The 21,400-nt window shown below is 70.0% G+C and carries 14 protein-coding genes; 7 read left to right on the forward strand and 7 right to left on the reverse strand.

Annotation, left to right across the window (positions count from 1 at the left end):
- Window positions 1–204 precede the first annotated feature (204 nt).
- The 3 genes from WME85_RS34245 to WME85_RS34255 all read left to right on the forward strand — a co-directional run bounded on the left by WME85_RS34245 (window position 205) and on the right by WME85_RS34255 (window position 4,183).
- Window positions 205–1,455 carry an RNA polymerase sigma factor gene (locus tag WME85_RS34245; protein WP_437827314.1) on the forward strand — a complete coding sequence of 417 codons (1,251 nt, stop codon included), beginning with the start codon at window positions 205–207 and terminating at the stop codon, window positions 1,453–1,455.
- Window positions 1,456–1,743: 288 nt separating this feature from the next.
- On the forward strand, window positions 1,744–2,529 hold the full coding sequence (locus WME85_RS34250; RefSeq protein ID WP_437827315.1) for a hypothetical protein: 786 nt from the start codon (window positions 1,744–1,746) through the stop codon (window positions 2,527–2,529).
- 337 nt (window positions 2,530–2,866) lie between these two features.
- The gene (locus WME85_RS34255) at window positions 2,867–4,183 is read left to right on the forward strand and encodes an MFS transporter (protein ID WP_437827316.1); all 1,317 of its coding nucleotides are present in this window, start codon (window positions 2,867–2,869) and stop codon (window positions 4,181–4,183) included.
- Between the two features lie 73 nt (window positions 4,184–4,256).
- On the opposite strand, the gene WME85_RS34260 is transcribed toward WME85_RS34255, so the two are convergent.
- Complete coding sequence (locus tag WME85_RS34260) at window positions 4,257–5,918, reverse strand: hypothetical protein (RefSeq protein ID WP_437827317.1); 1,662 nt, start codon at window positions 5,916–5,918, stop codon at window positions 4,257–4,259.
- 437 nt (window positions 5,919–6,355) lie between these two features.
- Between WME85_RS34260 and WME85_RS34265 the strand changes: the two genes are divergently transcribed.
- The 3 genes from WME85_RS34265 (at window position 6,356) to WME85_RS34275 (ending at window position 9,860) form a co-directional block, all read left to right on the forward strand.
- Window positions 6,356–6,862: a hypothetical protein gene (locus tag WME85_RS34265; protein ID WP_437827318.1), complete on the forward strand. Its 507-nt coding sequence runs from the start codon at window positions 6,356–6,358 to the stop codon at window positions 6,860–6,862.
- 156 nt (window positions 6,863–7,018) lie between these two features.
- A complete protein-coding gene (locus WME85_RS34270; protein WP_437827319.1) occupies window positions 7,019–7,504 on the forward strand; it encodes a hypothetical protein in 486 nt (161 codons plus the stop codon).
- Window positions 7,505–8,051: 547 nt separating this feature from the next.
- Window positions 8,052–9,860 carry an FG-GAP repeat domain-containing protein gene (locus tag WME85_RS34275; protein ID WP_437827320.1) on the forward strand — a complete coding sequence of 603 codons (1,809 nt, stop codon included), beginning with the start codon at window positions 8,052–8,054 and terminating at the stop codon, window positions 9,858–9,860.
- Between the two features lie 190 nt (window positions 9,861–10,050).
- Here the strand turns inward: WME85_RS34275 and WME85_RS34280 are convergent, their stop codons facing one another.
- Together WME85_RS34280 and WME85_RS34285 are read right to left on the reverse strand one after the other, a co-directional pair.
- A complete protein-coding gene (locus tag WME85_RS34280; protein ID WP_437827321.1) occupies window positions 10,051–12,297 on the reverse strand; it encodes an FG-GAP-like repeat-containing protein in 2,247 nt (748 codons plus the stop codon).
- Window positions 12,298–12,565: 268 nt separating this feature from the next.
- The gene (locus WME85_RS34285; protein WP_437827322.1) at window positions 12,566–14,863 is read right to left on the reverse strand and encodes an FG-GAP-like repeat-containing protein; all 2,298 of its coding nucleotides are present in this window, start codon (window positions 14,861–14,863) and stop codon (window positions 12,566–12,568) included.
- Window positions 14,864–15,556: 693 nt separating this feature from the next.
- Between WME85_RS34285 and WME85_RS34290 the strand changes: the two genes are divergently transcribed.
- Window positions 15,557–16,102, forward strand: coding sequence for a hypothetical protein (locus WME85_RS34290; protein ID WP_437827323.1), 546 nt, complete (start codon window positions 15,557–15,559; stop codon window positions 16,100–16,102).
- Window positions 16,103–16,325: 223 nt separating this feature from the next.
- Here WME85_RS34290 and WME85_RS34295 read toward each other — a convergent pair whose 3' ends face one another.
- From WME85_RS34295 to WME85_RS34310, 4 genes are all read right to left on the reverse strand, one after another.
- On the reverse strand, window positions 16,326–18,194 hold the full coding sequence (locus tag WME85_RS34295) for an ATP-binding protein (RefSeq protein WP_437827324.1): 1,869 nt from the start codon (window positions 18,192–18,194) through the stop codon (window positions 16,326–16,328).
- A complete protein-coding gene (locus WME85_RS34300; RefSeq protein WP_437827325.1) occupies window positions 18,191–19,465 on the reverse strand; it encodes an ATP-binding protein in 1,275 nt (424 codons plus the stop codon). Before WME85_RS34300 ends, WME85_RS34295 begins: the two co-directional genes overlap by 4 nt.
- A gap of 83 nt (window positions 19,466–19,548) precedes the next feature.
- Entirely contained in the window at window positions 19,549–20,553 is a 1,005-nt protein-coding gene (locus WME85_RS34305) for a D-2-hydroxyacid dehydrogenase (protein WP_437827326.1), read from the reverse strand.
- A 38-nt stretch (window positions 20,554–20,591) separates the two neighbouring features.
- Window positions 20,592–21,377, reverse strand: coding sequence for an aldo/keto reductase (locus WME85_RS34310; protein WP_437827327.1), 786 nt, complete (start codon window positions 21,375–21,377; stop codon window positions 20,592–20,594).
- Window positions 21,378–21,400 lie beyond the last annotated feature (23 nt).

The raw sequence follows: 21,400 nt of genomic DNA on the forward strand, positions 1-21,400 counted from the left end.
GCGCTTCCGGAATGCGCCGCCGCGTCCCCGCACCCTGGGCGGAGCGCCCCCGCGTGAACGCAACGAGCGTGGCTCGATTCAGCCCGCCGTGACGTTTTTGAAATGCTGAACGAGCTCGCCAGGTAACCATGTGCTCCCGGCGCGAATCAGCCCCGCATGACGTTCTTCACATGGTGAACGAGCTCCCCGGGTAACTGGGCTTGTATGGGGAAACCTTCTCGCAAGCCGGACGCCGCCCCGGAGCAACCACCGCTCCCGCCGGACGCCGCCCCGGAGCAACCACCGCTCTCGCTGGACGCGATCATGGCCGAGCACCAGGCCGCGATCCGCCGCTACGTGCAGCGGCGGGGCTTCCGGGGCGCGGATCGAGACGACATGGTCCAGGAGATCTTCCACGGCGCCGCGCGGTCGCTGCCCAGGTTCGATCCCCGCCTCGGCACCATGCGCGGCTGGCTCCTGCGGATCGCGTTCAACCTGATCTCCAAGGAGCGCCAGCGCGCCCATCGGCGGCACGAGGAGCTCTGGCCGGAGGAGGCGCTGGACGGGCTCTCCAGCGACGCGCCGGACTCCGAGACACGGCTCATCGAGGCGCAACGGAGCGACATCCTCGCGGAGCTGCTCCTGGAGGTCCCTCCGATACGCCGTGAGATCCTTGTCGCGCACGACCTCGAGGAAGAGGCGGTCCAGGACATCGCCGAGGAGCGCGCGATCCCGCGCGGCACGACGTGGAACCACCTCCGGCTCGCGCGGCTGAGCCTCGCTGCCGCCGCGCGGCGCTGGCGGGCGCGGAACCGCGGCCGCGGCGCGCTGATCGTGCCGCTCGCCGTCGCGCTCGGCGCAGGCGAGGCGCGCGCCGCGCCGGGGCCGCTCCACGGAGGCACGCTGCGGCGGCTGCTCGGCTGGGCACGCCGCGCCCTCGGGCGCGCGCCGTCCCGCGGCGATGCCAGCCGGGCGGCGAGCTCGCGGCGCACATCGCGGGTGGCGACACGCGCTGTCGGAAGATCGATGGCCCACACAGCGGCCGGCGTGGTGGCGGGCGCGGTCGCGCTGTTCGCCACGGGTGGGAGAGACGATGTTGCGACGCCGCCAGCCGGCGCGATCGCGCTGAGCTCGACGCAGCTCCCGGCGGCCGTTCAGCGCGGCCCGGCCCTCCCCTGGGCTCCCGCGTCACCGACGGACCAGCCGGCCGCCGGCGGCGCGGGCGGCGGTCCCAGCGCGACAGGTCGCAGCCCGTCGCGCCCGCGGCCAGTGCCCGGTCCGCTCCAGGGCGGCGACGCCCTGTCCAGCGTCGAGGCCCGGCTGTGGCGAGCGGCGATCGTGACGCTCACCTCCGGCCGAGGCGACGCGGCGCGCCTGATGCTCGAGCAACACCGGCGTGCGTTCCCCCGGGGCGTTTATGCGGGCGACCGCGAGGAGCTCATGCGGCGCCTACCGGCCTCGGCGGGTCCCGAGTGACGCGGTGGTGGTAGCACTCGAAGGCGAAGGTGAAGGCGAGAAGAAAAGCTCCATCCTATTCCCGCCTTCACGCCTTCATGTGAGCTCGCTCTGCACCACGTGACAGGACCCAGGCATGCCACGCGCGGCGGGCAGCACTCAGGGCAATCCGATCCGAGAGACACCTGCTGCCGTCCCTCGCTCGGGCCCACCCGACCCTTGCCAGCGCCGGATCCCTGCCATGGTCTTGCGAAGGCCAGCCGCGCTCGGAAAGCATGGGCCCGTTTTGCTCAACCCAAGGAGGCGCCTGTGGCAGACCCCTACATCGATCCTTTCGAGACGAAGATTTACGGCAAGTTCGCGCGCGAGCAGATGGCCGCGGTCCTGATGGGCAAGCTCCCTGCCCTCGACGGCATGGTCGAGTTCGCGATCGGCAAGCAGCTCGCCGCCGATCAGGCGATGTCCGACATCCTCGATCGCCAGCCCAAGCCCGCGCCGGAGCTCGACAGCGCCGAGGTGCTCGAGGAAGCGCGGGACGTCATCGTGCGGTTCGGCTCGTACCTCGACTCGCTGAAAGGCAGGCCGGTCGATCCCAAGGTGTTCTTCCGCGGCGAGATGCCGAGCGTCCTCGCGCGCCGGCGGATCACGAAGCTCACCGCCGCGGTCGGGCACATCGCCGACGAGCTCGAGCGGCAGCGCGAGAAGGTCCGCGGCGCGGAGGCGTGGCTGGCCGAGCTCCGGGAGGTGCACGAGAAGCTCGGGATCGTCGAGCGGCAGCAGCGCGCCACGCGCGTCGAGCGGCTCGAGCTCGGCCCCGAGGTGTCGACCGCGCGCGAGGCCTGGCTGGGTGTCTACAACGCCAACAAGAGCCTCGTGCGCGGGCTGCTCGCCCACCTGGGCAAGCCGGAGCTCCTGCCGCTCCTCTTCGACGACCTCGCCGAGGTCCACCGCGCGGCCGGCGTGAGCGACGCGCTCCCGCCCGGCCAGCCGGCCGCGCCGCCCGGGCCGGCGGGCGCGCCGGCCGCGCAACCCGCCACGCCGGCCGCGCCGGCCGCCACCCCGCCCGCCCAGCCGGCGTCCTCCCCGGACGCGTGAGCCCGCGACCCGCTGCAAGGCTTGATGCAAGCCTTGCAGCGGGCGACTCGGTCGCCGAGTCGGCCGTCTCAAGGCTTGAGACGGCCGACTCGGCGGGCCAGCGGGGCGGATCAAGGCTTGAGACGGGCGGCTGGGCGGCCAGGAGAGCCTTTTCAAGCCTTGAAATCGCCGGCTGGGCGGCCAGGTCGGCCGCCTCAAGCCTTGAAGCGGGTGACTGCGCGCCAGAGAAGGCGATCCCGGCCCGGGCCGCGGCGGATTCATCGCCCTCCGGGTCGCCCGCGCGCCTACGCTCCGCGCGTCAGGGGACAGCTGCGCCTGGACACGAAAGGAGACCCGCTTGGCACCGCATTCGCACGAACCCGAGGTGGACGATCTTCCCGAGACGCCCGCCGTGCGGCGCGCTTACGCCTGGCTGGTCTTTGCCTTGAGCTTCGGCCTGCTGCTGTCCGACTACATGTCGCGGCAGGTCCTGAACGCGGTCTTCCCGTCGCTGAAGCTGGCGTGGGGCCTGTCCGATACCGAGCTGGGGGCCCTGAGCGGCGTCGTGGCGCTGACGGTCGGTCTGCTCGCCATTCCGCTGTCGTTGCTGGCCGATCGCCTGGGCCGCGTCCGGAGCATGACCCTCATGGCGACGCTGTGGAGCGTGGCGACGCTGGGGTGCGCGCTGTCGGCCGACTTCGGCCAGATGCTCGTCGCTCGTTTCATCGTCGGCGTCGGGGAAGCCGCGTATGGCAGCGTCGGTATCGCCGTGGTGCTGTCGGTGTTCCCGCGCCACCAGTGGGCGAGCCTGAGCGGCGCCTTCGCGGCCGGCGGCGCCTTCGGCGCCGTGCTGGGCATGGCGCTCGGCGGCCACGTGGCGGCGAGGCTGGGCTGGCGCTGGTCGTTCGGCGTCATGGCCCTGTTCGGCCTCGTCCTCGCCGCGATCTACCGCTTCGCCATCACCGAACAGCGGTTGCGACCAGCGCTGGAGGAGGGCCGGCGCGCCGCCGTCGCACAGCCCCCTGCGCGCCAGCCGGTGACGTTCCGCTCCGTGCTGAAGGCGCTGTTTCCGACGCTCTCGATCGTCTGTGTCTACGTGGGCAGCGGTCTGCACCTGTTCGTCATGGGAGCCGTGCTGACCTGGATGCCCAGCTACCTGAACCGTTACTACGGAATGACGGTCGATCGGGCGGGCGCCGCCGCGGCCGTCTTCGTCCTGATCGGCGGCGCCGGCATGATCGCCTGCGGTGTGTTGACCGATCGGCTGAGTCGCGGACAGCCGGCTCGCCCGTGGCGGATGGCGCTCGCCTACAGCCTGACCTGTTGCACCTTGTTGAGCGTGGCTTTCCGGCTCGAAGCAGGCCCCACGCAGCTGGCGCTCCTCGGGGCCGGGACGCTGTTCGCCGGGGGCACGGCCGGCCCGGCCAGCGCCATGGTCGCCAGCATGATCCGGGCGTCGATCCGCGCGACCGCGTTCGCGACGCTGGCGGTGGCCAACAACCTGCTCGGCCTGGCCCTGGCGCCGCTCGTGACCGGCGTCCTCGCCGACCGGATCGGCCTCCTCGGCGCCCTGCAGGTCGCGCCGCTGGTCGCGCTCGGGGCCGCGCTGGCCTTTGCCCTGGGCCGACAGCACGCTGGAGCCCGGCGCCACGCGGGCGCGGCGGTGCTGCGATGAGCTCGTCCCCCGAGCATCCTCCGGAGAGCCGAGGACGCGGGCGCCGGCGGCCCCCGGCCGCTGCCTCCCCGCTTCAGCCGACCCCTGCGAGCGCGAGCGCCTCCACGAGATCGTCAATCAGGGCCTGGTCCGCTGTCATGCGGCGGACGACGGCCCGGGGATCCCGCGCGACCTCGGGCAGGATGGCGGCGAGCTCGCGGCCGGCGGCGCGGGCGTCGGCCAAGCGGCCGAGGCGGGCCAGGGCGACGGCGCGGTCGAGCGCGCCCCAGGCGAGGTTGGGGGTGGCGATGGCCTCGGCCTCGATGAGGGCAGCGGCGTGGTCGCCGCGACGCCAGGCGTCGAGCGCGAGGGCGTGGTGGACGCTGCTGGAATAACGCTTCGTCAAGCCCCGATGCTTGCGGAGGATGGCAGTGCCGCGCTCCCAGTCGCCGGAGAGCGCGAGCAGGAAGCCCGTGAACATGAGCGGCCCGCCGAGCTTCAGGGCGACCTTGGCCTCTGCCTGCGCCCCCGGGCCGTCGCCGGCGTCGAGCAGCACGAACGCGAGCACCTGGTGGGGGTTCGCCAGCTTGGGCTCGAGCGCCACGGCCCGGCGCGCATGGCCTTCGGACCGGCAACGGTCGTGATCCCTGCCGGCGGCCGTCCACGACGAGAGCACATGAAGAAATGAGGAATAGGCCAGCAGCACCCCGTCATCGGGGTCGCGCTCGAGGAAGCGCGCGCAGTGGTCCGCGAGCTCGGCCTGCAGGCGGCCATCGAAGGTGGCGAGCCACCGGGGGAAGCGCAGGAGCACCTCGTACGCCGAGCGCGGAGGGTGGATGGAGCGCTCCTCGGCCTCGATGGCATGGACCGCGCCGAGCGGCAGCGCGACGAGCAAGGTGGTGATGTCGCGGGCGAGCTCGTCCTCGACGGCGAACAGGCGGTCGTCGACGCCGGAGCGGTCGAACGTCTTGCCCCACACCTGGATCCCGCGCGTCGTGTCGTGGAGCTTGACCGTCACGCGGAGCGCGCCGGGGATGAGGCGCACGCTCCCCTCGACCACGTAGCGCGCGCCCCGCGCCTCGGCCTCATCCAGGGTGGCGGCGCGCGAGAGCACGCGCACGCGCGGGACGCGAATGAACAGGTCGCCGAGCCGGTCGGTCAGGCCGTGGGCGATGGCGCGGCTCCGCGTGCCGGTCGAGCCCGGCACCGGCAGCTCGCTCTCCGACCCGTCCGCGTTCAAGGAGGCGGAGACGGCGGTGATCGAGGTGAAGGGGAGAATCGCGACGACGGGCCCGTCGGCGCTGGCCGGGAACCGCGGCCCGCGGGGGGACGGTGGATCCGACCGATCGGAGGGCGGCGGATCGATCGCGGCGCGCAGGGAGACGCGGGGCTGGGCGGGGTCGGGCGCGGCCTGCCCCGTGGCGATGACGGGGGCGTAGCGGCCACGCGGCAGCTCGATGCGCACCGCGGCGGCGGGGCTCGCGGCGTAGTAGCGCACGAGGGCGCGCCGGAGCTTGCTCATCTCGACGCGCACGATCGAGTCCTCGGTGGAGTCGAAGCCCTCGGGCCGATCGAAGATGCGCGTGGCGAGGAGAGGCGCGCGCAGCTCGGCGCCGCGGCCCGCGAGCACCTCGCCGACCAGGAAGCGGAGCAGCCGGATCTGCCGCGCAGACCCCCCGAACACCGGGCTCGTCACCACCCGCTCCAGCTCGGCCGCGATGGCCGCGCGCTGGTCGGTCTGCGGAGAAGTTTCCATTGAGGTCATCATGCTCACCTGAGTGACCCTGCGGATGCAACAGCGTGAATCGCACCGGGTTCACACCCGCAGGAGAGCTGTGGGGCGTTGCCCAACGCCCGGCCGTTCCGCCGCGGGATGCGCGAGGAGCGGCGCGAGCCGCGGACCGGGCGATGTGATTCACAGCGAATTCGCAGTGAAACAGCGTGATGGGCCGCTGCGCTGACGTTTACCGTGCGCGATCAGGGCACACGCGCCTCGGCCCCGTCAGGAGGGCAACGCGGGGCCTGCCCGGACGTGCATGAGCTCCGGCGCGGTATCACCACCGTCCGCGACACCTACGTCGACCATGACCAGCCGAGCTACAGCCACGGGTCGGCGGTCACGATGCACGTGGGCGGCGACCGGCGCACGGGCGTGATTGAACGGGTGCTCCAACACAAAGGAAAGTTTCAGCGATGCGTATCTCTCGAATTCACCTTGCAGCCACGGCGCTCGCCGCGTCGACCGCGGGGCTCTTCGCCGGCGCCGGGGGCGCTCTCGCCGAGGGCACGGACTTCGCCGGGACCTACGTGGCGAGCCTCCCGGAGCGCGCGGAGATCATGCACCTCCACCGGGACGGCACGGCTGGGATGACCCTCTCGGATCAGGTCACGTTCGGCGCCGGCGGGTTCACGTTCAGCGACAGCCTGGGCTCCTGGAGGCGCGCCGGGAACCATACGGTCTCCGTGCGCACGCTCAACCTCAACTTCGACCTGACCGGCGCCGCGCCCGCGTTCTCCGGGATCGCGGTGGTCGACTACGTCCTTGTATTTGCGCCGGGCAAGGACACGTTCACGGCGAGCTGCCAGGGCAAGATCTTCGCCACGGGCGTCGACCCGCTCGATCCAGGCGCCACCCCGGTCACGGAGTTCGATTGTGCGTATCTCGATGGACATCTCTACCATCGGTCATCCGCGCCGTAGCTCCCCGCGCCGAGAGGGCTTCCGGCGGCGCCACCGCCGTGAGAGAAGAGATAGTTTCTCCACGCTCGCTCGAACGGACCCGTGGCGGCGTGGCGGCGCTCCGGCGCGCGGTCGCGCCCAGAGCAGGCGCCTGGTCCATGGAAAGGATCGACACGTATGCGCAAAAGGCTTCTTTTTGCTATCTCGTTGCTCCCGATCGCGGCCATCGGGCTCGCCCTCCGGCCGGCGCCCACCCTGGCGAGCGGCTTCCCCCACAGATGCGCCGGGACCTACCTGATCTCGGAAGCGGGCGGGGCGAGGGATTTCTGGACGTTCGCGGCTGACGGGTCCTTCTTCGGGACCACCTCGACGCAGCCCCTCTACAACTTCTCGAACCAGCAGGGCAGCTGGGAGAAGGTCGGCAACGACGGCGCTCGGGGCGCCCTATTCGCGTTCGTCTACGACGAGGGCAACGCCCTGCTGACGACGGCCCGGATCGATATCGTCCTCGACACGGTCGGTCAGGGCTGCGACGAGATCGCCGGCTCCCTCGTCGTGCGCACCTTCGAGGACGGCGAAGATCCGCTCGATCCTTCGACCGACACCGGCGAGCCCATCGCCTCCGACACCTTCACCGGCCGGCGCGCGACGCCGAGCCCGTGACCGCCTTCGCCATGGCGCCAATGCACAGACGTTGCCCCGACTGTACACCGATGAAAGTGCCTGTCCACGAATAGCCACCCATCGTCCGAACGCATTTCCCGATTTACTTGACTCGCCCGGCCAGTAGTATGCGGACAAACACGCTGTCGACGTTCTCGTCAGGGTGTTCACGGTCGCTCAGGAAGGTGATGGTCGCGCCCCGCAGCTGAGACATTCAGGCAGCAGCAGCGGCGCGCGCTCGGGCCCGTGGGTGGCCCTTGTCCGGTACCGCGGTGTGTGCGAACCCGGGCAAACGGGCCCGATGCAGCGGTGTGCCCTGATTTCGGCGCGATCTCAGCACGGGAGCCGGTGGCTCGCGCGGCGGCGGCGCGAAACGCAACGTAGAAGACGCGCAGTGGCCTGCCTCGACATCACCTCCGCAAGCGGCGTAATCACACTGGCATCGATCTTGAATTGAAGTGCCTGACCCGATGCTTCTCCAGCCAGCGCAGGCTCCGCAGCGCGCGGCACCCCCTATTTGAACCAAAAAAAAAACAGAGGACAAGACATGCGCCTTCGCAAGAGCTCTCTTCTCGGCTATCTGGCGTTCCCTGCTTTCTCCACCCTGCTGGTCGCGAGCTGCACCAGCGCCGACCCCTCCGTGACCGGCGGCGATCATGACGACGAGGCCGTGGGCGAAGCCCATGGCGCGCTCACCCCCGAGCAGTGCAACTACTTCGACGTCAACGGTACGGTCCAGCTCTGTCACAGGACCGGCTCCGCGACGAAGCCGTACACGATCATCCGCGTCAACGAACAGGCGTGCATCAACGCGCACAGCGCCCACGCCCAGGACTACGTCACCAGCCTCGACCCGAGCTCGCCGCTCTACGATCCGACCTGCGGCGGCCAGGGCTGCCTGGCCGTGAACGCGCCGTGCGACCCCACGGTGCCGTGCTGCGACGGCACGCAGTGCATCAACGGCACCTGCCAGGACCTCTGCGCGGGGGTGACCTGCGCGGCGTCCGACCAGTGCCACGCGGCCGGCACCTGCGACCCGCAGACCGGGCTCTGCTCGAACCCCGTCGCCCCTGACGGCACCGGCTGCGACGACGGCGACGCCTGCACGCAGACCGACACATGCCAGGCCGGCACCTGCACCAGCGGCAACCCCGTCACCTGCACCGCGAGCGACGAGTGCCACGTGGCCGGCTCCTGCGACGCCTCCAGCGGCGTCTGCTCCAACCCCGACGCCCCGGATGGGATCTACTGCAGCACGGGGATCTGCAAGGCCGGGGCATGCTACGTGCCCACCCTGAGCTTCCAGGCGAATCAGGACTACGCTGGCTTCAACCGCCCCCAGGGCGTGGCGGCGGGGGACGTCAACGGCGACGGCAAGCCCGACCTCATCGTGATCAACGTCAGCGGTGCCAGCGCGAGCGTGCTGCTGGGCAACGGCGACGGCACCCTCACGGCCGCCGCCCCCGTCGGCGGCGTCGGCACGAACCCCGGCGGCGTGGCGCTGGGGGACCTCGACGGCGACGGCAGGCTCGATCTCCTCGTCGGGGGCTTCAACGTCCCCGGCACCGGCGGCCTTCGGGTGCTGCTGGGCAACGGCGACGGCACCTTCCAGGCCCCCGTCCTTTATGCCGTGGGCAATCAACCGGTCGGCGTGCAGGTGGCGGACTTCAACGGCGACGGCAGGCTCGACGTCGTCACAGCCAACTTCGTCGGCAGCAGCCTGAGCGTGCTGCTGGGCAACGGCGACGGCACCCTCCAGCCCGCCGTCAACTACGCCGACCCCTTCAACGCCCGCACCCCCAACGACGTGGCGGTGGCGGACGTCAACAGTGACGGCAAGCTCGATCTCGTCTCGGCCAATTTCAACAGCAGCAACCTGAGCGTGTGGCTCGGCAACGGCGACGGCACCTTCCAGTCCGTCCTCCTCTACGCCTCCGGCGGCAACGGCCCCGGAGCCGTGGCGGTGGGGGACCTCAACGGCGACGGCAAGCCCGACATCGCCGCGGCCCACCAGAACTCTGCCGACGTGACCGTGCTGCTGGGCAACGACGACGGCACCTTCCAGACCCCCGTCGCTCATCCCGTCGGCGGCGGTTTTCTCCTCGACGTGGCGATCGCGGATCTCAACGGCGATCTCAGGCCCGATATCGCCACGACCAGCTTCAACAACCGCGCGGTGGGCGTGCTGCTGGGCGACGGAGCCGGCGCCTTCCAGCCCGTCACCTTCGTCTCCACCGGCAACAGCAGGCCTTACGGCCTGGCGGAGGTGGACCTCAACGGCGACGGCAAGCTCGACATCGCCACGACCAACTTCCTCGACAACAACGTGAGCGTGCTGATCAACCAGTCGTTCTAGCTGGGACGGCGTTGCCAATTGGACGCCGCGCAGCGCTGTACGAGCCTGCGCGGCGCTCCTGCGGCGACCGTGCGTCGAGACACGGTCGCCGTTCTACTCGGCATGACATCCGTACCTGCCACGTGCCAGTCCGGCCGGTCTCGTCAGGTGACTTCCCGGACGATACGCAGCGTAAGGGCGAAATGGCGGGTCAGAGTCCGTTGGGGACCACGGTGAGGGTGCCGGATCCCCTGTTGGTCAGGACGAGATCGTCGTACCCATCGCCATCCAGGTCCGCGACGGCGATGGCGTTGGGGCCGGGCGAGGTGCCGGTCGAGACGACGTCGCCCGAGGCGAAGGTCCCGTTGCCGTTACCAGTCATCGGGCGGACGCCGCCCGAGGAGGTGGTGACCAGGATGTAGGCGTCGAGCCTGCCGTCGCCGTTGAAATCGCTGGCCACGACCCCCAGCGCCGAGTTGGCGATCGCGCTGGTCCCGGCGGCGGAACCAACGCCGCTCGCGACCGTGCCGTCGCCGTTCCCCTTGAAGAAGAAGAGGTACCGGCCGGCCGCGCCGTTCGAGAGGATGTCGAGCTTGCCGTCCCCGTCGGCGTCGCCGAAGGCGATGCCCGCCGTCTGGCCATTCACGTTGTTGGTGTAGGCGACCGGCGCGGCGAACGAGCCGTCGCCCTGGTTGATGAGGATCGACAGGCGTGCGGAGGTGGGGCTCGTCACCACGAGATCGGAGGAGCCGTCGCCGTTCAGATCACGGCAGGCGATGCTCGACTGCACGCCGCCGGTGCTCGCGATGGAGATGAGCGTGGGCGCGCCGAAGCTGCCCCCGGTGGTGCCCATGATCACGCTCACCTGATTCAGGGTCACGCTGGTGGTGGCGATGTCAACGGCTCCGTCGAGATCGAAGTCCGCGGCGCAGAGGTGGACGGAGCCCGGGGTGCCCGTGGTGAAGCTCGTCGGCGTGTCGAAGGTTCCGGGCGCGCTCGGGCCCCGGTTTCGGTAGACGCTGATGCTCCCGTTGCTGGAGGGCAGGTTGGTCTGGCCGTCGACGGTGACGGCGTCGAGCCACCCGTCGCCGTCCACGTCCACCGCCACGACCGCGTTGCTGGAGAGCGGGGCGCCCGTAGAGTAGAGTTCCGGCTGGACGGTCGCGTCGCCGTTGCCGTGAAACACGGAGAGCGACCCGGAGGGGGTCGTCGACGAACCGGATTCGGCGTTGGCCACCAGGATGTCGAGCTTGCCGTCGCCATTCACATCGGCGACCGCCGGGGCCAGCGGGCTGTGGGGAACGGAGGAATCGATCGGCGTGCCGGGGACCTGGCCGGAGGGCGGATCCTGGCAACCACCGTTCGAGCAGATTTGACCTGCCGCGCACGCGAGGCCGCAGGCGTTGCAGTGGGCGGCGTCGCTCTGGAGGTTCACCTCGCAGCCGTCGGACGTGAGCCCGTTGCAGTCCGCGAGGCTGCCTTCGCACGCCTCGCAGCGGGTCCCCTCGTAGGTGGGCAAGCACGCGCACGTGTAGCTGTTGATGCCGTCGGCGCAGGTCCCGCCGTTCTGGCACGGGCTTCCGGCGCACTCGTCGATGTCGGTCTCGCAGCTGGCGCCGGTGTAGCCAGGCAAGCACGCGCAGGTGTAGCCGTTGATGCCGTCGGTGCAGGTCCCGCCGTTCTGGCACGGGCTTCCGGCGCACTCGTCGATGTCGGTCTCGCAGCTGGCGCCGGTGTAGCCGGGCAAGCACGCGCAGGTGTAGCTGTTGATGCCGTCGGTGCAGGTCCCGCCGTTCTGGCACGGGCTTCCGGCGCACTCGTCGATGTCGGTCTCGCAGCTGGCGCCGGTGTAGCCGGGCAAGCACGCGCAGGTGTAGCTGTTGATGCCGTCGGTGCAGGCCCCGCCGTTCTGGCACGGGCTTTCGGCGCACTCGTCAATGTCGGTGCACGTCACGCCGTCGCCCTCGTACCCCGCGTTGCAAGCGCAGGTGAAGGAGGCCGACGTATCGGTGCAGGTAGCGTTCGCGTCGCAGTTGTCGGTGCCCAGGGCGCACTCGTCGACATCGACGTCGGTGCACGTCACGCCGTCGCCGGAGTACCCCGCGTTGCAGGCGCAGGTGAAGGAGCCCGCCGTGTTGGTGCACGCCGCGTTCGCGTCGCAGTCGTCCGTGCCCAGGGCGCACTCGTCGATGTCCGTGCACGTCGCGCCGTCGCCGGAGTACCCTGCGTTGCAAGCGCAGGTGAAGGAGCCCGCCGTGTCGGTGCACGCCGCGTTCGCGTCGCAGTTGTCGGTGCCCAGGGCGCACTCGTTCACATGCACGTCATGGGCTCCGCCCGCGCCCTCGTTATCATCGCCGTCGGCCGCGGAGGGGCCGCCGCAGGTGCAGCTCGCGAACAGCAGGCTGGAGAACGCCGGGATCGCCAGACAGCTGAAGAGAGAGCTCTTGCGATAGCTCATGGTTGGTCCTCTGTTTTTTGTTGAAGCCGAGGGGGTGCCTCGGGCCCGTTTGCCCGGTACCGCGCACATCACGGTACCAGGCACGAGCAGCCCCCCGGGTCCAGGCGCGCTCCGCTGCTACTGCTGCTGCCTGAAGGCCTCAGCTGCGGAGCGCGCCCCTCATCGTGCGGAACGACTGCGTACGATCCGCCGTCAACGGAGAGTTTCAGCTCACGTAGGATGCTCCAACCAGGCGAGCCACGTAAATAAAAAAGGGCGAAGAGGCGGGTCAGAGACCGTTGGGGATCACGGTGAGGGTGCCGGATCCCCGGTTGGTCAGGATGAGATCGTCGTACCCATCACCATCCAGGTCCGCGGCGGCGATGGCGTTGGCGCCGGGCGAGGTGCCGGTCGGGACGACCGGGCCCGCGACGAAGGTCCCGTTGCCGTTGCCGGTCATCGGGCGGACGCCGCCCGATGAGGTGGTGACCAGGATGTAGGCGTCGAGCTTGCCGTCGCCGTTGAAGTCGCTGGCCACGACCCCCAGCGCCGAGTTGGCGATCGCGCTGGACGACGCAGCGGACTGAACGCCGCTCGCGACCGTGCCGTTGCCGTTCCCCTTGAAGAAGAAGAGGTACCGGCCGGCCGCGCCGTTCGAGAGGATGTCGAGCTTGCCGTCCCCGTCGGCGTCGCCGAAGGCGATGCCCGCCGTCTGGCCGCTGACGGCGTTGGTGTAGGCGACCGGCGCGGCGAACGAGCCGTTGCCCTGGTTGATGAGGATCGACAGGCGTGCGGCGCCGGGGCTCGTCACCACGAGATCGGACAAGCCGTCGCCGTTCAGATCGCGGCAGGCGATGGTGGACTGCACGCCCCCGGTGGCCGCGATGGAGATGAGCGTGGGCGCGCCGAAGCTGCCCGTGCCGTTGCCGAAGATCACGCTCACCTGGTTCAGGGTCACGCTGGTGGTGGCGATGTCGGCCGCCCCATCGTTGTCGAAGTCCCCGGTGCAGAGGTGGACGGAGCCCGGGGTGCCCGTGGTGAAGCTCGTCGGCGCGCCGAAGGTTCCGGGCGCGCTCGGGCCCAGGTTCCGGTAGACGCTGAGGCTCCCGTTGATGAGGAGCTGGTTGGTCTGGCCGTCGACGGTGACGGCGTCGAGCCACCCGTCGCCGTCGACGTCCACCGCCACGACGGCGTTGCTGGAGAGCGGGGCGCCCGTGGTGTAGAGCTCCGGCTGGACGGTCGCGTCGCCGTTGCCGTGAAACACGGAGAGCGACCCGGAGGGGAACAGCAACCCCCCGGATTCGCCGTTGGCCACCAGGACGTCGAGCTTACCGTCGCCATTCACATCGGCGACCGCCGGAGCCAGCGGGTTGTGGGGCGCGGAGACGCTGCTCGGCGTGCCGGGCACCTGGCCGGAAGGCGGGGTCTGACAGCCACCGTTCGAGCAGATTTGACCCGACCCGCACGCGCTGTTGCAGGCGTTGCAGTGGGCGGCGTCGCTCTGGAGGTTCACCTCGCAGCCGTCGGACGTGAGCCCGTTGCAGTCCGCGAGGCTGCCTTCGCATGCCTCGCAGTTGGTCCCCTCGTAGGTGGGCAAGCACGCGCAGGTGTAGCTGTTGATGCCCTGGGTGCAGGTCCCGCCGTTCTGGCACGGGTTGGACGCGCACTCGTCGACGTCGGTCTCGCAGCTGGCGCCGGTGTAGCCAGGCAAGCACGCGCAGACGTAGCTGTTGATACCGTCGACGCAGGTCCCGCCGTTCTGGCACGGGTTGGCGACGCACTCGTCGATGTCGGTGCAGGTCACGCCGTCGCCCTCGTACCCCGCGTTGCAAGCGCAGGTGAAGGAGCCCGGCGTGTTGGTGCACGCCGCGTTCACGTCGCAGTTGTCGGTGCCCAGGGCGCACTCGTCGGCTTCGGTGCACGTCACGCCGTCGCCGGAGTACCCTGCGTTACAAGCGCAGGTGAAGGAGCCCGCCGTGTTGGTGCACGCCGCGTTCGCGTCGCAGTTGTCGGTGCCCAGGGCGCACTCGTCGACTTCGGTACACGTCACGCCGTCGCCGGAGTACCCTGCGTTGCAAGCGCAGGTGAAGGAGCCCGGCGTGTTGGTGCACGCCGCGTTCGCGTCGCAGTTGTCGGTGCCCAGGGCGCACTCGTTCACATCGGTGCACGTGCCGCTCTGGCAGCTGAGGCCGTCGCAGCACGGCACCGTGGGGTCGCACGGCGCGTTCACAGGCAGGCAGCCCAGGCCGCCGCAGGTCGGGTCGTAGAGCGGCGAGCTCGGGTCGAGGCTGGTGACATAGTCGCCGGCGTGGGCGCTGTGCGCGTCGATGCACGCCTGCTCGCTGACGCGAATGATCGTGTACGGAGTCTTCGTGGAGCTGGTCTTGTGGCAGATCTTGACCGTACCGTTGACGTCGAAGTAGTTGCACTGAGCGGGGGTGAGCGCGTCATGAGCTTCGCCCACGGCCTCGTCGTCGTGATCGCCGCCGGTCGCGGAGGGGCCGGCGCTGGTGCAGCTCGCGACCAGCAGGGTGGAGAACGCCGGGATCGTCAGATAGCCGAGAAGAGAGCTCTTGCGATGGCGCATGTCTTGTCCTCTGTTTACGTTCAAATAGGGGGTGCCGCGCGCTGCGGGGCCTGCGCTGGCTGAAGAAACCTCAGGTCACGCACTTCAACAATTCAAGATCGATGCCAGCGCGAGTACGCCGTTTGCGGCGGTGATGTCGAGGCAGGCCCCTGCGCGTCTCTCGCGCTGCGTTCCGCGCGCGCCGCCGCACGAGCCACCGGCTCCAGCGCTGAAATCGCGCTGAAACCAGGGCACACCGCCCTATCGGGCCCGTTTGCCCGGCATCGCGCACGCCGCGAACCCGGGCACGAACAGCCCCGGGGCCCAGCCGCGCTCCGCTGCCGATACTGCTGCTGCCTGGTTGCCTCAGCCGCGGAGCGCACCCCTCACTGCCGTGAACGACCGCGGAACTCTGTCGAGAACGACGGAGGAGTACCCGCCAGCATAGTACGGACCGGGCGAGTCACGTAAACCGAAAAATTCGTCGGCTCACGCGATTCACATTGCGATTCACATTTGCGATTCACATTTGCGATTCACGTTCCTGCACAGGCGCCATCGCTTGTATGTTGCACAGACGCCAACGTCTGTGCACAGGCGACATGGCTCTCGACATGTCGCTGAACCGACCCGGGTGACCGAACGCGACTCCGCTCCGGACGGCGCCAGAGCGCTGCTCCAGCCGGTCCCCGATTCTCACAGGAGGGATGAACCATGCTCCGCAAGGGGAAGATCAACACGCTGCGAATCGCCCAGCTCACCGCCGCCACCCTCATGGCCGCCGCAGCCACGGTGTGCTTCACCCTCGCCGCGCCCGCGCGCGCAGCGGTCATCGACGTTCAATGCCTGGGATCCTTCGGCCGATCCTTCAGCCCGGCGGTGACCGTCACCCCGCAGACTGTCACGGTGGCCGAAGCCTTCGACTACGACACCTGCGCGATCGGCCCCAGCGCGACCGGCGCCGCCTCCATCACGCTGTCCCTCGGCTGCGTGCCCGTCACCGCGGGACCACCGGAGACCGAGACGGTCGCCTGGAACGACGCCACCGGCGGCACCAGCACCATCAGCTGGTCAGCCCCCACCGTCGTCGGCCAGACCGCCATCTTTTCCGGGACGGTCACCGCCGGGCGCTACGCCGGAGACTCTGCCACCAAGGTCACATCCGGCATCAGCTATCTCGGCAGCGTCGTCGGATGCCTGCTCGGCACGCCCGTCAGCAACACAACAGGCCTGGTCGACAGCCTCGTGCTCACCCAGTGATCGCACGGAGGAAGGGATTGCAAGCACGTCGGAGACGTCACGCGCCAACCGCGGGACCTGCCCTGGGTTGAAAGAGCATTTTTCTCTGCGGTCCGCCGTGCGCCGCACCTTCGCGAGCGCGTCCGCGCCCCGGCCTCAGATGACGCGGTCCAAAAGCGGCTCCCCCCGCTCGAACCGCCGCAGGTTCGCCAGGAAGTGCTCCACCTGCGCCACTCCTCATGGCTCACTTCCCGGAGGCAGCGCGACCTTTTCCGGCGCGCCGGGGCGTCATGACGGCGCTCAACGGGCTGCCGGAAGCGTCCGCGTCGTCGGAGGCCTTTTGCTGCTTCGCCTGGCGCTGCTGCTCGATGAGCCGCACCAAGTCGGATGCGACCTCGAGCACCTCCGGAGGGGCCTGGACGGACTGCCCGGCGATCTGACGGAGCGCGACGAGAAGCGGCTCGAACGAGATCCTGGCAGGGGATCCTTCGAGGAGGGTCAGGGCTCTGTCGACATGCCCTGCAGCGACTGCATCGACAAGAAGGTCGAGCACCACGTTTGCTGATACGGCGCTGACCTTCGAAGAGAGCACCTGCTCCACCGCGGTGAAGGCCTCGTCCCAGAGCCCGCTCGCGCCGAGCAATGCAGCGCCGAGCATCCTTATAGATAGACCTGGCGACATGACGAGGAGCCGCCCTGCCAAGGGGGACTGCCCTTCACGGTTCAGGCGCGCGGCTTCCACGAACAACACACGACCAAGCTTCTTCTTGAGACCTTCGCTGACATCGGGCCAACTCAGCACACCCGCCTGAATCAGCGAATCAACAAGCTCGCGCCGCAGCTTCGCGTCGCGAATGCGCTCAAGGATCCCCTCAATGACGTTGAGGTGGTCCGTCCGCTCCTCCGGCCCGAGCCCCTTCGCCTCCTTCGCGATCCGTCCGAGCAGCCCCGCGAGCCCATCCTCCTCGTAGAAGTGCACCATGAAATCCACCACCGACTGCACGCGCGCGGCGCCCGCCCCGCGGCGCCGGAGCAGGTGATAGACATTGTACAGCCGCTCGCTGAGCCGGTACCGTACCCTTCGCCCTCGCCCCTCCTCGACCACCGCCTCGACCACCGCTCCGCGGCCCACGAGCCGGTGCAGCAGCGCGCTCGCCTGGTTGACCTCCATCCGCGCCGCTTCCGCCACCTCTCGCGCCGTGGACGGCGCCCAGAGATCCGCCAGCATGACGTACACCTTGCGCTCCGTAGGCGGCAACCTCTCCAGGTGGCTCTTGAAGTAATCGGTGTTTTCGTCGACGAGCTGCGCGAGGTTCTCCATCAGGTGACGCAACGACGTCTTCGCCGCGAACGACGCCAGGATCCCGAGCAGCCGCGGGTTGCCCCCCGTCAGGATCTGCATCGGCCGCACGCGCCGCTCACTTGCCTCCACGCCGCCCACCACCTCCCAGAGCGCCCGGCACTCGGTCAGGTCGAGCGGCTCCAGCGCGTACGTCGCGAACATCTCGTAGAGCGCCTGCTCCTCGTCGAGGATCGCGCCGAACCGAGATGTCGCCGTGGCGAGCAGCAGGATGCGGGGCTCGTTCTGCAGGGTGTGCCGCAGCGACCAGGCGTCCTTCTTCGACATCTGCTCGTCGAGCAGCATGTGCAAATTCTCGATGATGAGAAGAATGCGTTTTCCCTGCTCCTCGGCGAACCCGACCAGCTGTGCGAGCGCCCGCGCGCACAGCCTGTCGTCGTCTCGCTCGGCCCGGAGCTCGTCGTGGAGCGCCTGCCAGCGGGCGTCTCCCGTCTGGTCGCCGAGGTGCATGATCGCCTCGAGCCAAAGCTCGCCGATCGTCGAGACCGTGTAGCTCTCCTCGCCGAACAGCAGCGGATACCAGCGCGCGCCGAGCTCTGGGTCTCGCGCCACCGTGTCCGCCAGCATCCGCACCAGGGTCGTTTTGCCCATGCCCCGCGACCCGAGCACCAGCACGTGCTGGTTCGAAGGCCCGGTGCTGTCGCGGATGTACCGGAGCACGATGTCGAGATCGCGCCTCCGCACCACGAACGACGACCGCAGCTGCTCCGGCGTGAGGAACGCCGGGTTGTGCTTCATCAGCGGCGCGTTCATGGCGCGCCCCGCGCCGCGGCCGGCGTGTACTCGGACGCGAACCTCCCCTTCCACCAGTCGCGCAGCAGAAGCGACCCAAAGACGAGCGCGCCGGCATCGTTGTCCACGAGGTAGCCGTCGTGCTTCAGCACGTCCACGACCCGCCGCAGCACGTCCTGGGGCTTCTCCCCCAAACCCCCCGGCTCCGCGATCGCTGCGCTGTCCCTCGCGAGCGCCATCGACGCCCCCGGCGTCAGGACCCCGACCACCGCCGCCTCGGTGAGCAGATCCAGGGTGAGCGGCAGATCCCTCTGCCCGAGCACCAGCTTGAGCCGCTCCTCCATGTGGCTGAGCTCCGCGTGCCCGCGCGTGCTGAGCATGCTGTGCTTGTAGACGCGCTCGACGTCCTCGAGGGACACCTCCTGCTGCGCACGGCGCTTCGTATCGTTGTAGACGTGGTTGAAGAACATCTGGACGTGGTGGGGAATGCAGGAGCCGAGCTTCTCCACCATGCGCCGCGCCGCGCCTTCGAGCAGCACGACGCTGTAGTTGTTCGCCAGCGCATCCAGGCATCCCACGGCCGTCTCCTCGTCCCACGGACGCAGCTCAAACGGGGTGAACGTGTTGATTGTAGCGCTCAGACCAGCCTGACGCAGCACCGGCTCGAGGCCGATGGACCCAGCGACGACCAGCCGGATCTTCGACCGGTGCTTGATGGTCTGCGCGCGCAGGAACGACAGGAACTCGTCCGTCAGCTTCCTCCGCTCGGGCGTGATGGTGTACTCGTCCCCCTTGAGCAGCCGGTTCACGAGGATCGGCAGCTCGTCCATGAAGATCACGACCGGCTTGTCCTCGTCACCGCCGGCAAGCGCGTCGAAGAGGCGCTCGCCCTTGGCCTGCCAGTCCTGCTTCAGGTGCTCGCGAAACGTCAGCTTGAAGTCCTCGGTGCCGAGCGATTCGAGCCGCTCGGCCTTGTCCCGCACGAGCTCCTTCGCCCTGTCCCAGAGCGTCTGGTGAGGTCTCGTGGCTACGCCGAGCTCGACGATCGCGTCCTCGCCGCTCTGGGACCTCTGCAGATCGAGGAACAAGCATCTGTAGTTCCCCTGCTCGAGCTCCTCGCAGAGCTTGCGCATCACGCTGGTCTTGCCCACCCGCCGGGGCGCAGCGATGAGGACGTTCGCCCCCTCGCCCAGGAGCTCCTTGAGATCCCAGATCTCCTTCTCCCGGTTCCAGAAGCGCTCGCCGCTCACCCAGTTGCCCACCTCGCGGACGAGCTTGGCCTTGCTCTGCATGGGGTCACCCTACCCCGCCCCCCATGGCTCGCAACAGTTTCGTTGGCAAGCGGCCCGCGCGCAGCCCGGCGCGCCCCCTCGCCTCAGATCACCCGATCTTCGAGCGGCTCCCCCCGCTCGAACCGCCGCAGGTTCGCCAGGAAGTGCTCCACCTGGGCCACCGGCTCCTCGCGCCGCCCGCCGGCCGTGTGCGGGGTGACGTAGCAGCCCGGCGCGCGCCACAGCGGGTGATCCGGCGGCAGCGGCTCGGGGTCCGTCACGTCGAGGTACGCGCCGGCCAGGCGGCGCGCCTCGAGCGCCTCGAGCAGCGCCGCCTGGTCCACGGTGGCACCCCGGCCGACATTGAAGAACCACGCGTCCGGGCGCATCCGCGCGAGCAGCGCCCGCGAGACGAGGCCGCGCGTGCTCTCGGCCGCGGGCAGGCTCGAGACGACGTGGTCCGCCCAGGCAAAGGCGTCGCCGAGCGCCTCGGGGCCGACGACGCGGCCGGGCTCGTCGCCGCGCGGGCGGGCGCGCAGGATGCAGAGGTCCACCTCGAACGGGGCGAGCAGCGCGGCGAGCCGGCGGCCGATCGCGCCGAAGCCGAGGAGCAGCACCCGCCGGCCGCGCAGCAGCATGCTCCGCGAGCGCACCGGCGCGTCGGGCCAGCCGCGCGGGCCGAGCTGGTTCTCGAGGCACTCGGGCAGCCGCCGCGACGCCGCGAGCAGGAAGGCGAGCGCGTGCTCCGCGCACGGGTCGGCGTAGACGCCGCTGCTCGTCGTGAGGAAGGCGCCGCGCGCGGCGAGCGCGGCGCGCACGGCCGCCACGTCGTAGCGGGTGTAGCCCGCGGTGCTGAGGTGCACCCAGCGCAGGCGCGAGGCCGCGCACACGTCCTCCGGGTGCGGCTGGCCAAAGACGACGTCGGCGTCCAGCACCACCGGATCCCGCCCGACCACGGCGAGGTTCTCCGCGGAGCGCGCCGCCGGCAGCGCGAGCTCGTGCGGCGCGACGCCCCCGGCGAGCAGCCGCTCGGCCTCCTCGGGGAACGTCATCGTGCAGGCGACGACCATCCGGCCCATCGACGCCCCGCTCCTCCGTGCATCGCTCATCCGTCCATCCCTACGTGCATCGCCCATGCGTGCATCGCTCATCCGTGCACCGCGCGCCCGAACTCCCTCATCCATGCCTCCTCGTCCGCCGTGAGCGGCCCCTTCGCGAGCGCGTCGAGGTTCTCCTCCATCTCGGCGCGGCTCTTCGGCCCCGTCAGCGCGAGATCCACGTGCGGGCTGGAGAGCTGGAAGCGATAGCAGTCGCCCGCCGTCATCGCCGGGCGCTCCCAGCCGTTCGGCTTCTTCAGGAGGCGCCGCCACGCCGTCGCCGTGTAGGCGAGGACGCTCGGCCGCGCGTCGCGCACGTGCGGGAAGATGTCCCGCTCCGCCCCGGGGTGCGCGGCGTTGTAGCGGATCATGAGCAGATCGAGCGGCGAGGAGCCCGCGAGCTGCCCCGCGCGCGGGCGGTCGTGGATGCTCACGCCGAGCGCGCGCACCTTGCCGCTCTCGCGCAGGTGCAAGAGCTCGCGCTCCGTCGCGCTCGTCCACGCGGAGCCGACGCCGAGCCAGCTGAGCAGGTAGACGTCGAGGTGATCGGTCCCGAGCTCCCGCAAGAGCTTCTCGGCCCCCCGGCGCACGCCCCAGCCGAACCAGCCGACCTGCGCATAACCGACGACCGCCACCCGGTCGCGCCGCTGCTTCAGCGCCTCGCGCAGCGGGTTGCCGAGCCCGCGCGCGCGCATCGTCCAGAGAAAGAGGTTGACGCCGCGATCCATCGCCGCGCGCACGCCGTCCTCGTCGATGCCGTAGTTCGCCGCGAGGCCGAGCCGGAACATGCGCTTGCCGCGAAGCGCGGTCGGCGCGCGGTGGAGCCAGTCGTCCATGCGGCGGATGCTACACCACCTCA

The organism is Sorangium sp. So ce1153, from assembly GCF_051521595.1.
GTDB lineage: Bacteria > Myxococcota_A > Polyangia > Polyangiales > Polyangiaceae > Sorangium.

Bases quoted from the DNA above. Each gene is read 5' to 3' on its own strand.
- WME85_RS34245 (WP_437827314.1), top strand. From the start codon at position 205: ATGGGGAAACCTTCTCGCAAGCCGGACGCCGCCCCGGAGCAACCACCG.
- WME85_RS34260 (WP_437827317.1), bottom strand. From the start codon at position 5,918: ATGGAAACTTCTCCGCAGACCGACCAGCGCGCGGCCATCGCGGCCGAG.
- WME85_RS34265 (WP_437827318.1), top strand. From the start codon at position 6,356: ATGCGTATCTCTCGAATTCACCTTGCAGCCACGGCGCTCGCCGCGTCG.
- WME85_RS34270 (WP_437827319.1), top strand. From the start codon at position 7,019: ATGCGCAAAAGGCTTCTTTTTGCTATCTCGTTGCTCCCGATCGCGGCC.
- WME85_RS34275 (WP_437827320.1), top strand. From the start codon at position 8,052: ATGCGCCTTCGCAAGAGCTCTCTTCTCGGCTATCTGGCGTTCCCTGCT.
- WME85_RS34280 (WP_437827321.1), bottom strand. From the start codon at position 12,297: ATGAGCTATCGCAAGAGCTCTCTCTTCAGCTGTCTGGCGATCCCGGCG.
- WME85_RS34285 (WP_437827322.1), bottom strand. From the start codon at position 14,863: ATGCGCCATCGCAAGAGCTCTCTTCTCGGCTATCTGACGATCCCGGCG.
- WME85_RS34290 (WP_437827323.1), top strand. From the start codon at position 15,557: ATGCTCCGCAAGGGGAAGATCAACACGCTGCGAATCGCCCAGCTCACC.
- WME85_RS34295 (WP_437827324.1), bottom strand. From the start codon at position 18,194: ATGAACGCGCCGCTGATGAAGCACAACCCGGCGTTCCTCACGCCGGAG.
- WME85_RS34300 (WP_437827325.1), bottom strand. From the start codon at position 19,465: ATGCAGAGCAAGGCCAAGCTCGTCCGCGAGGTGGGCAACTGGGTGAGC.
- WME85_RS34305 (WP_437827326.1), bottom strand. From the start codon at position 20,553: ATGAGCGATGCACGGAGGAGCGGGGCGTCGATGGGCCGGATGGTCGTC.
- WME85_RS34310 (WP_437827327.1), bottom strand. From the start codon at position 21,377: ATGGACGACTGGCTCCACCGCGCGCCGACCGCGCTTCGCGGCAAGCGC.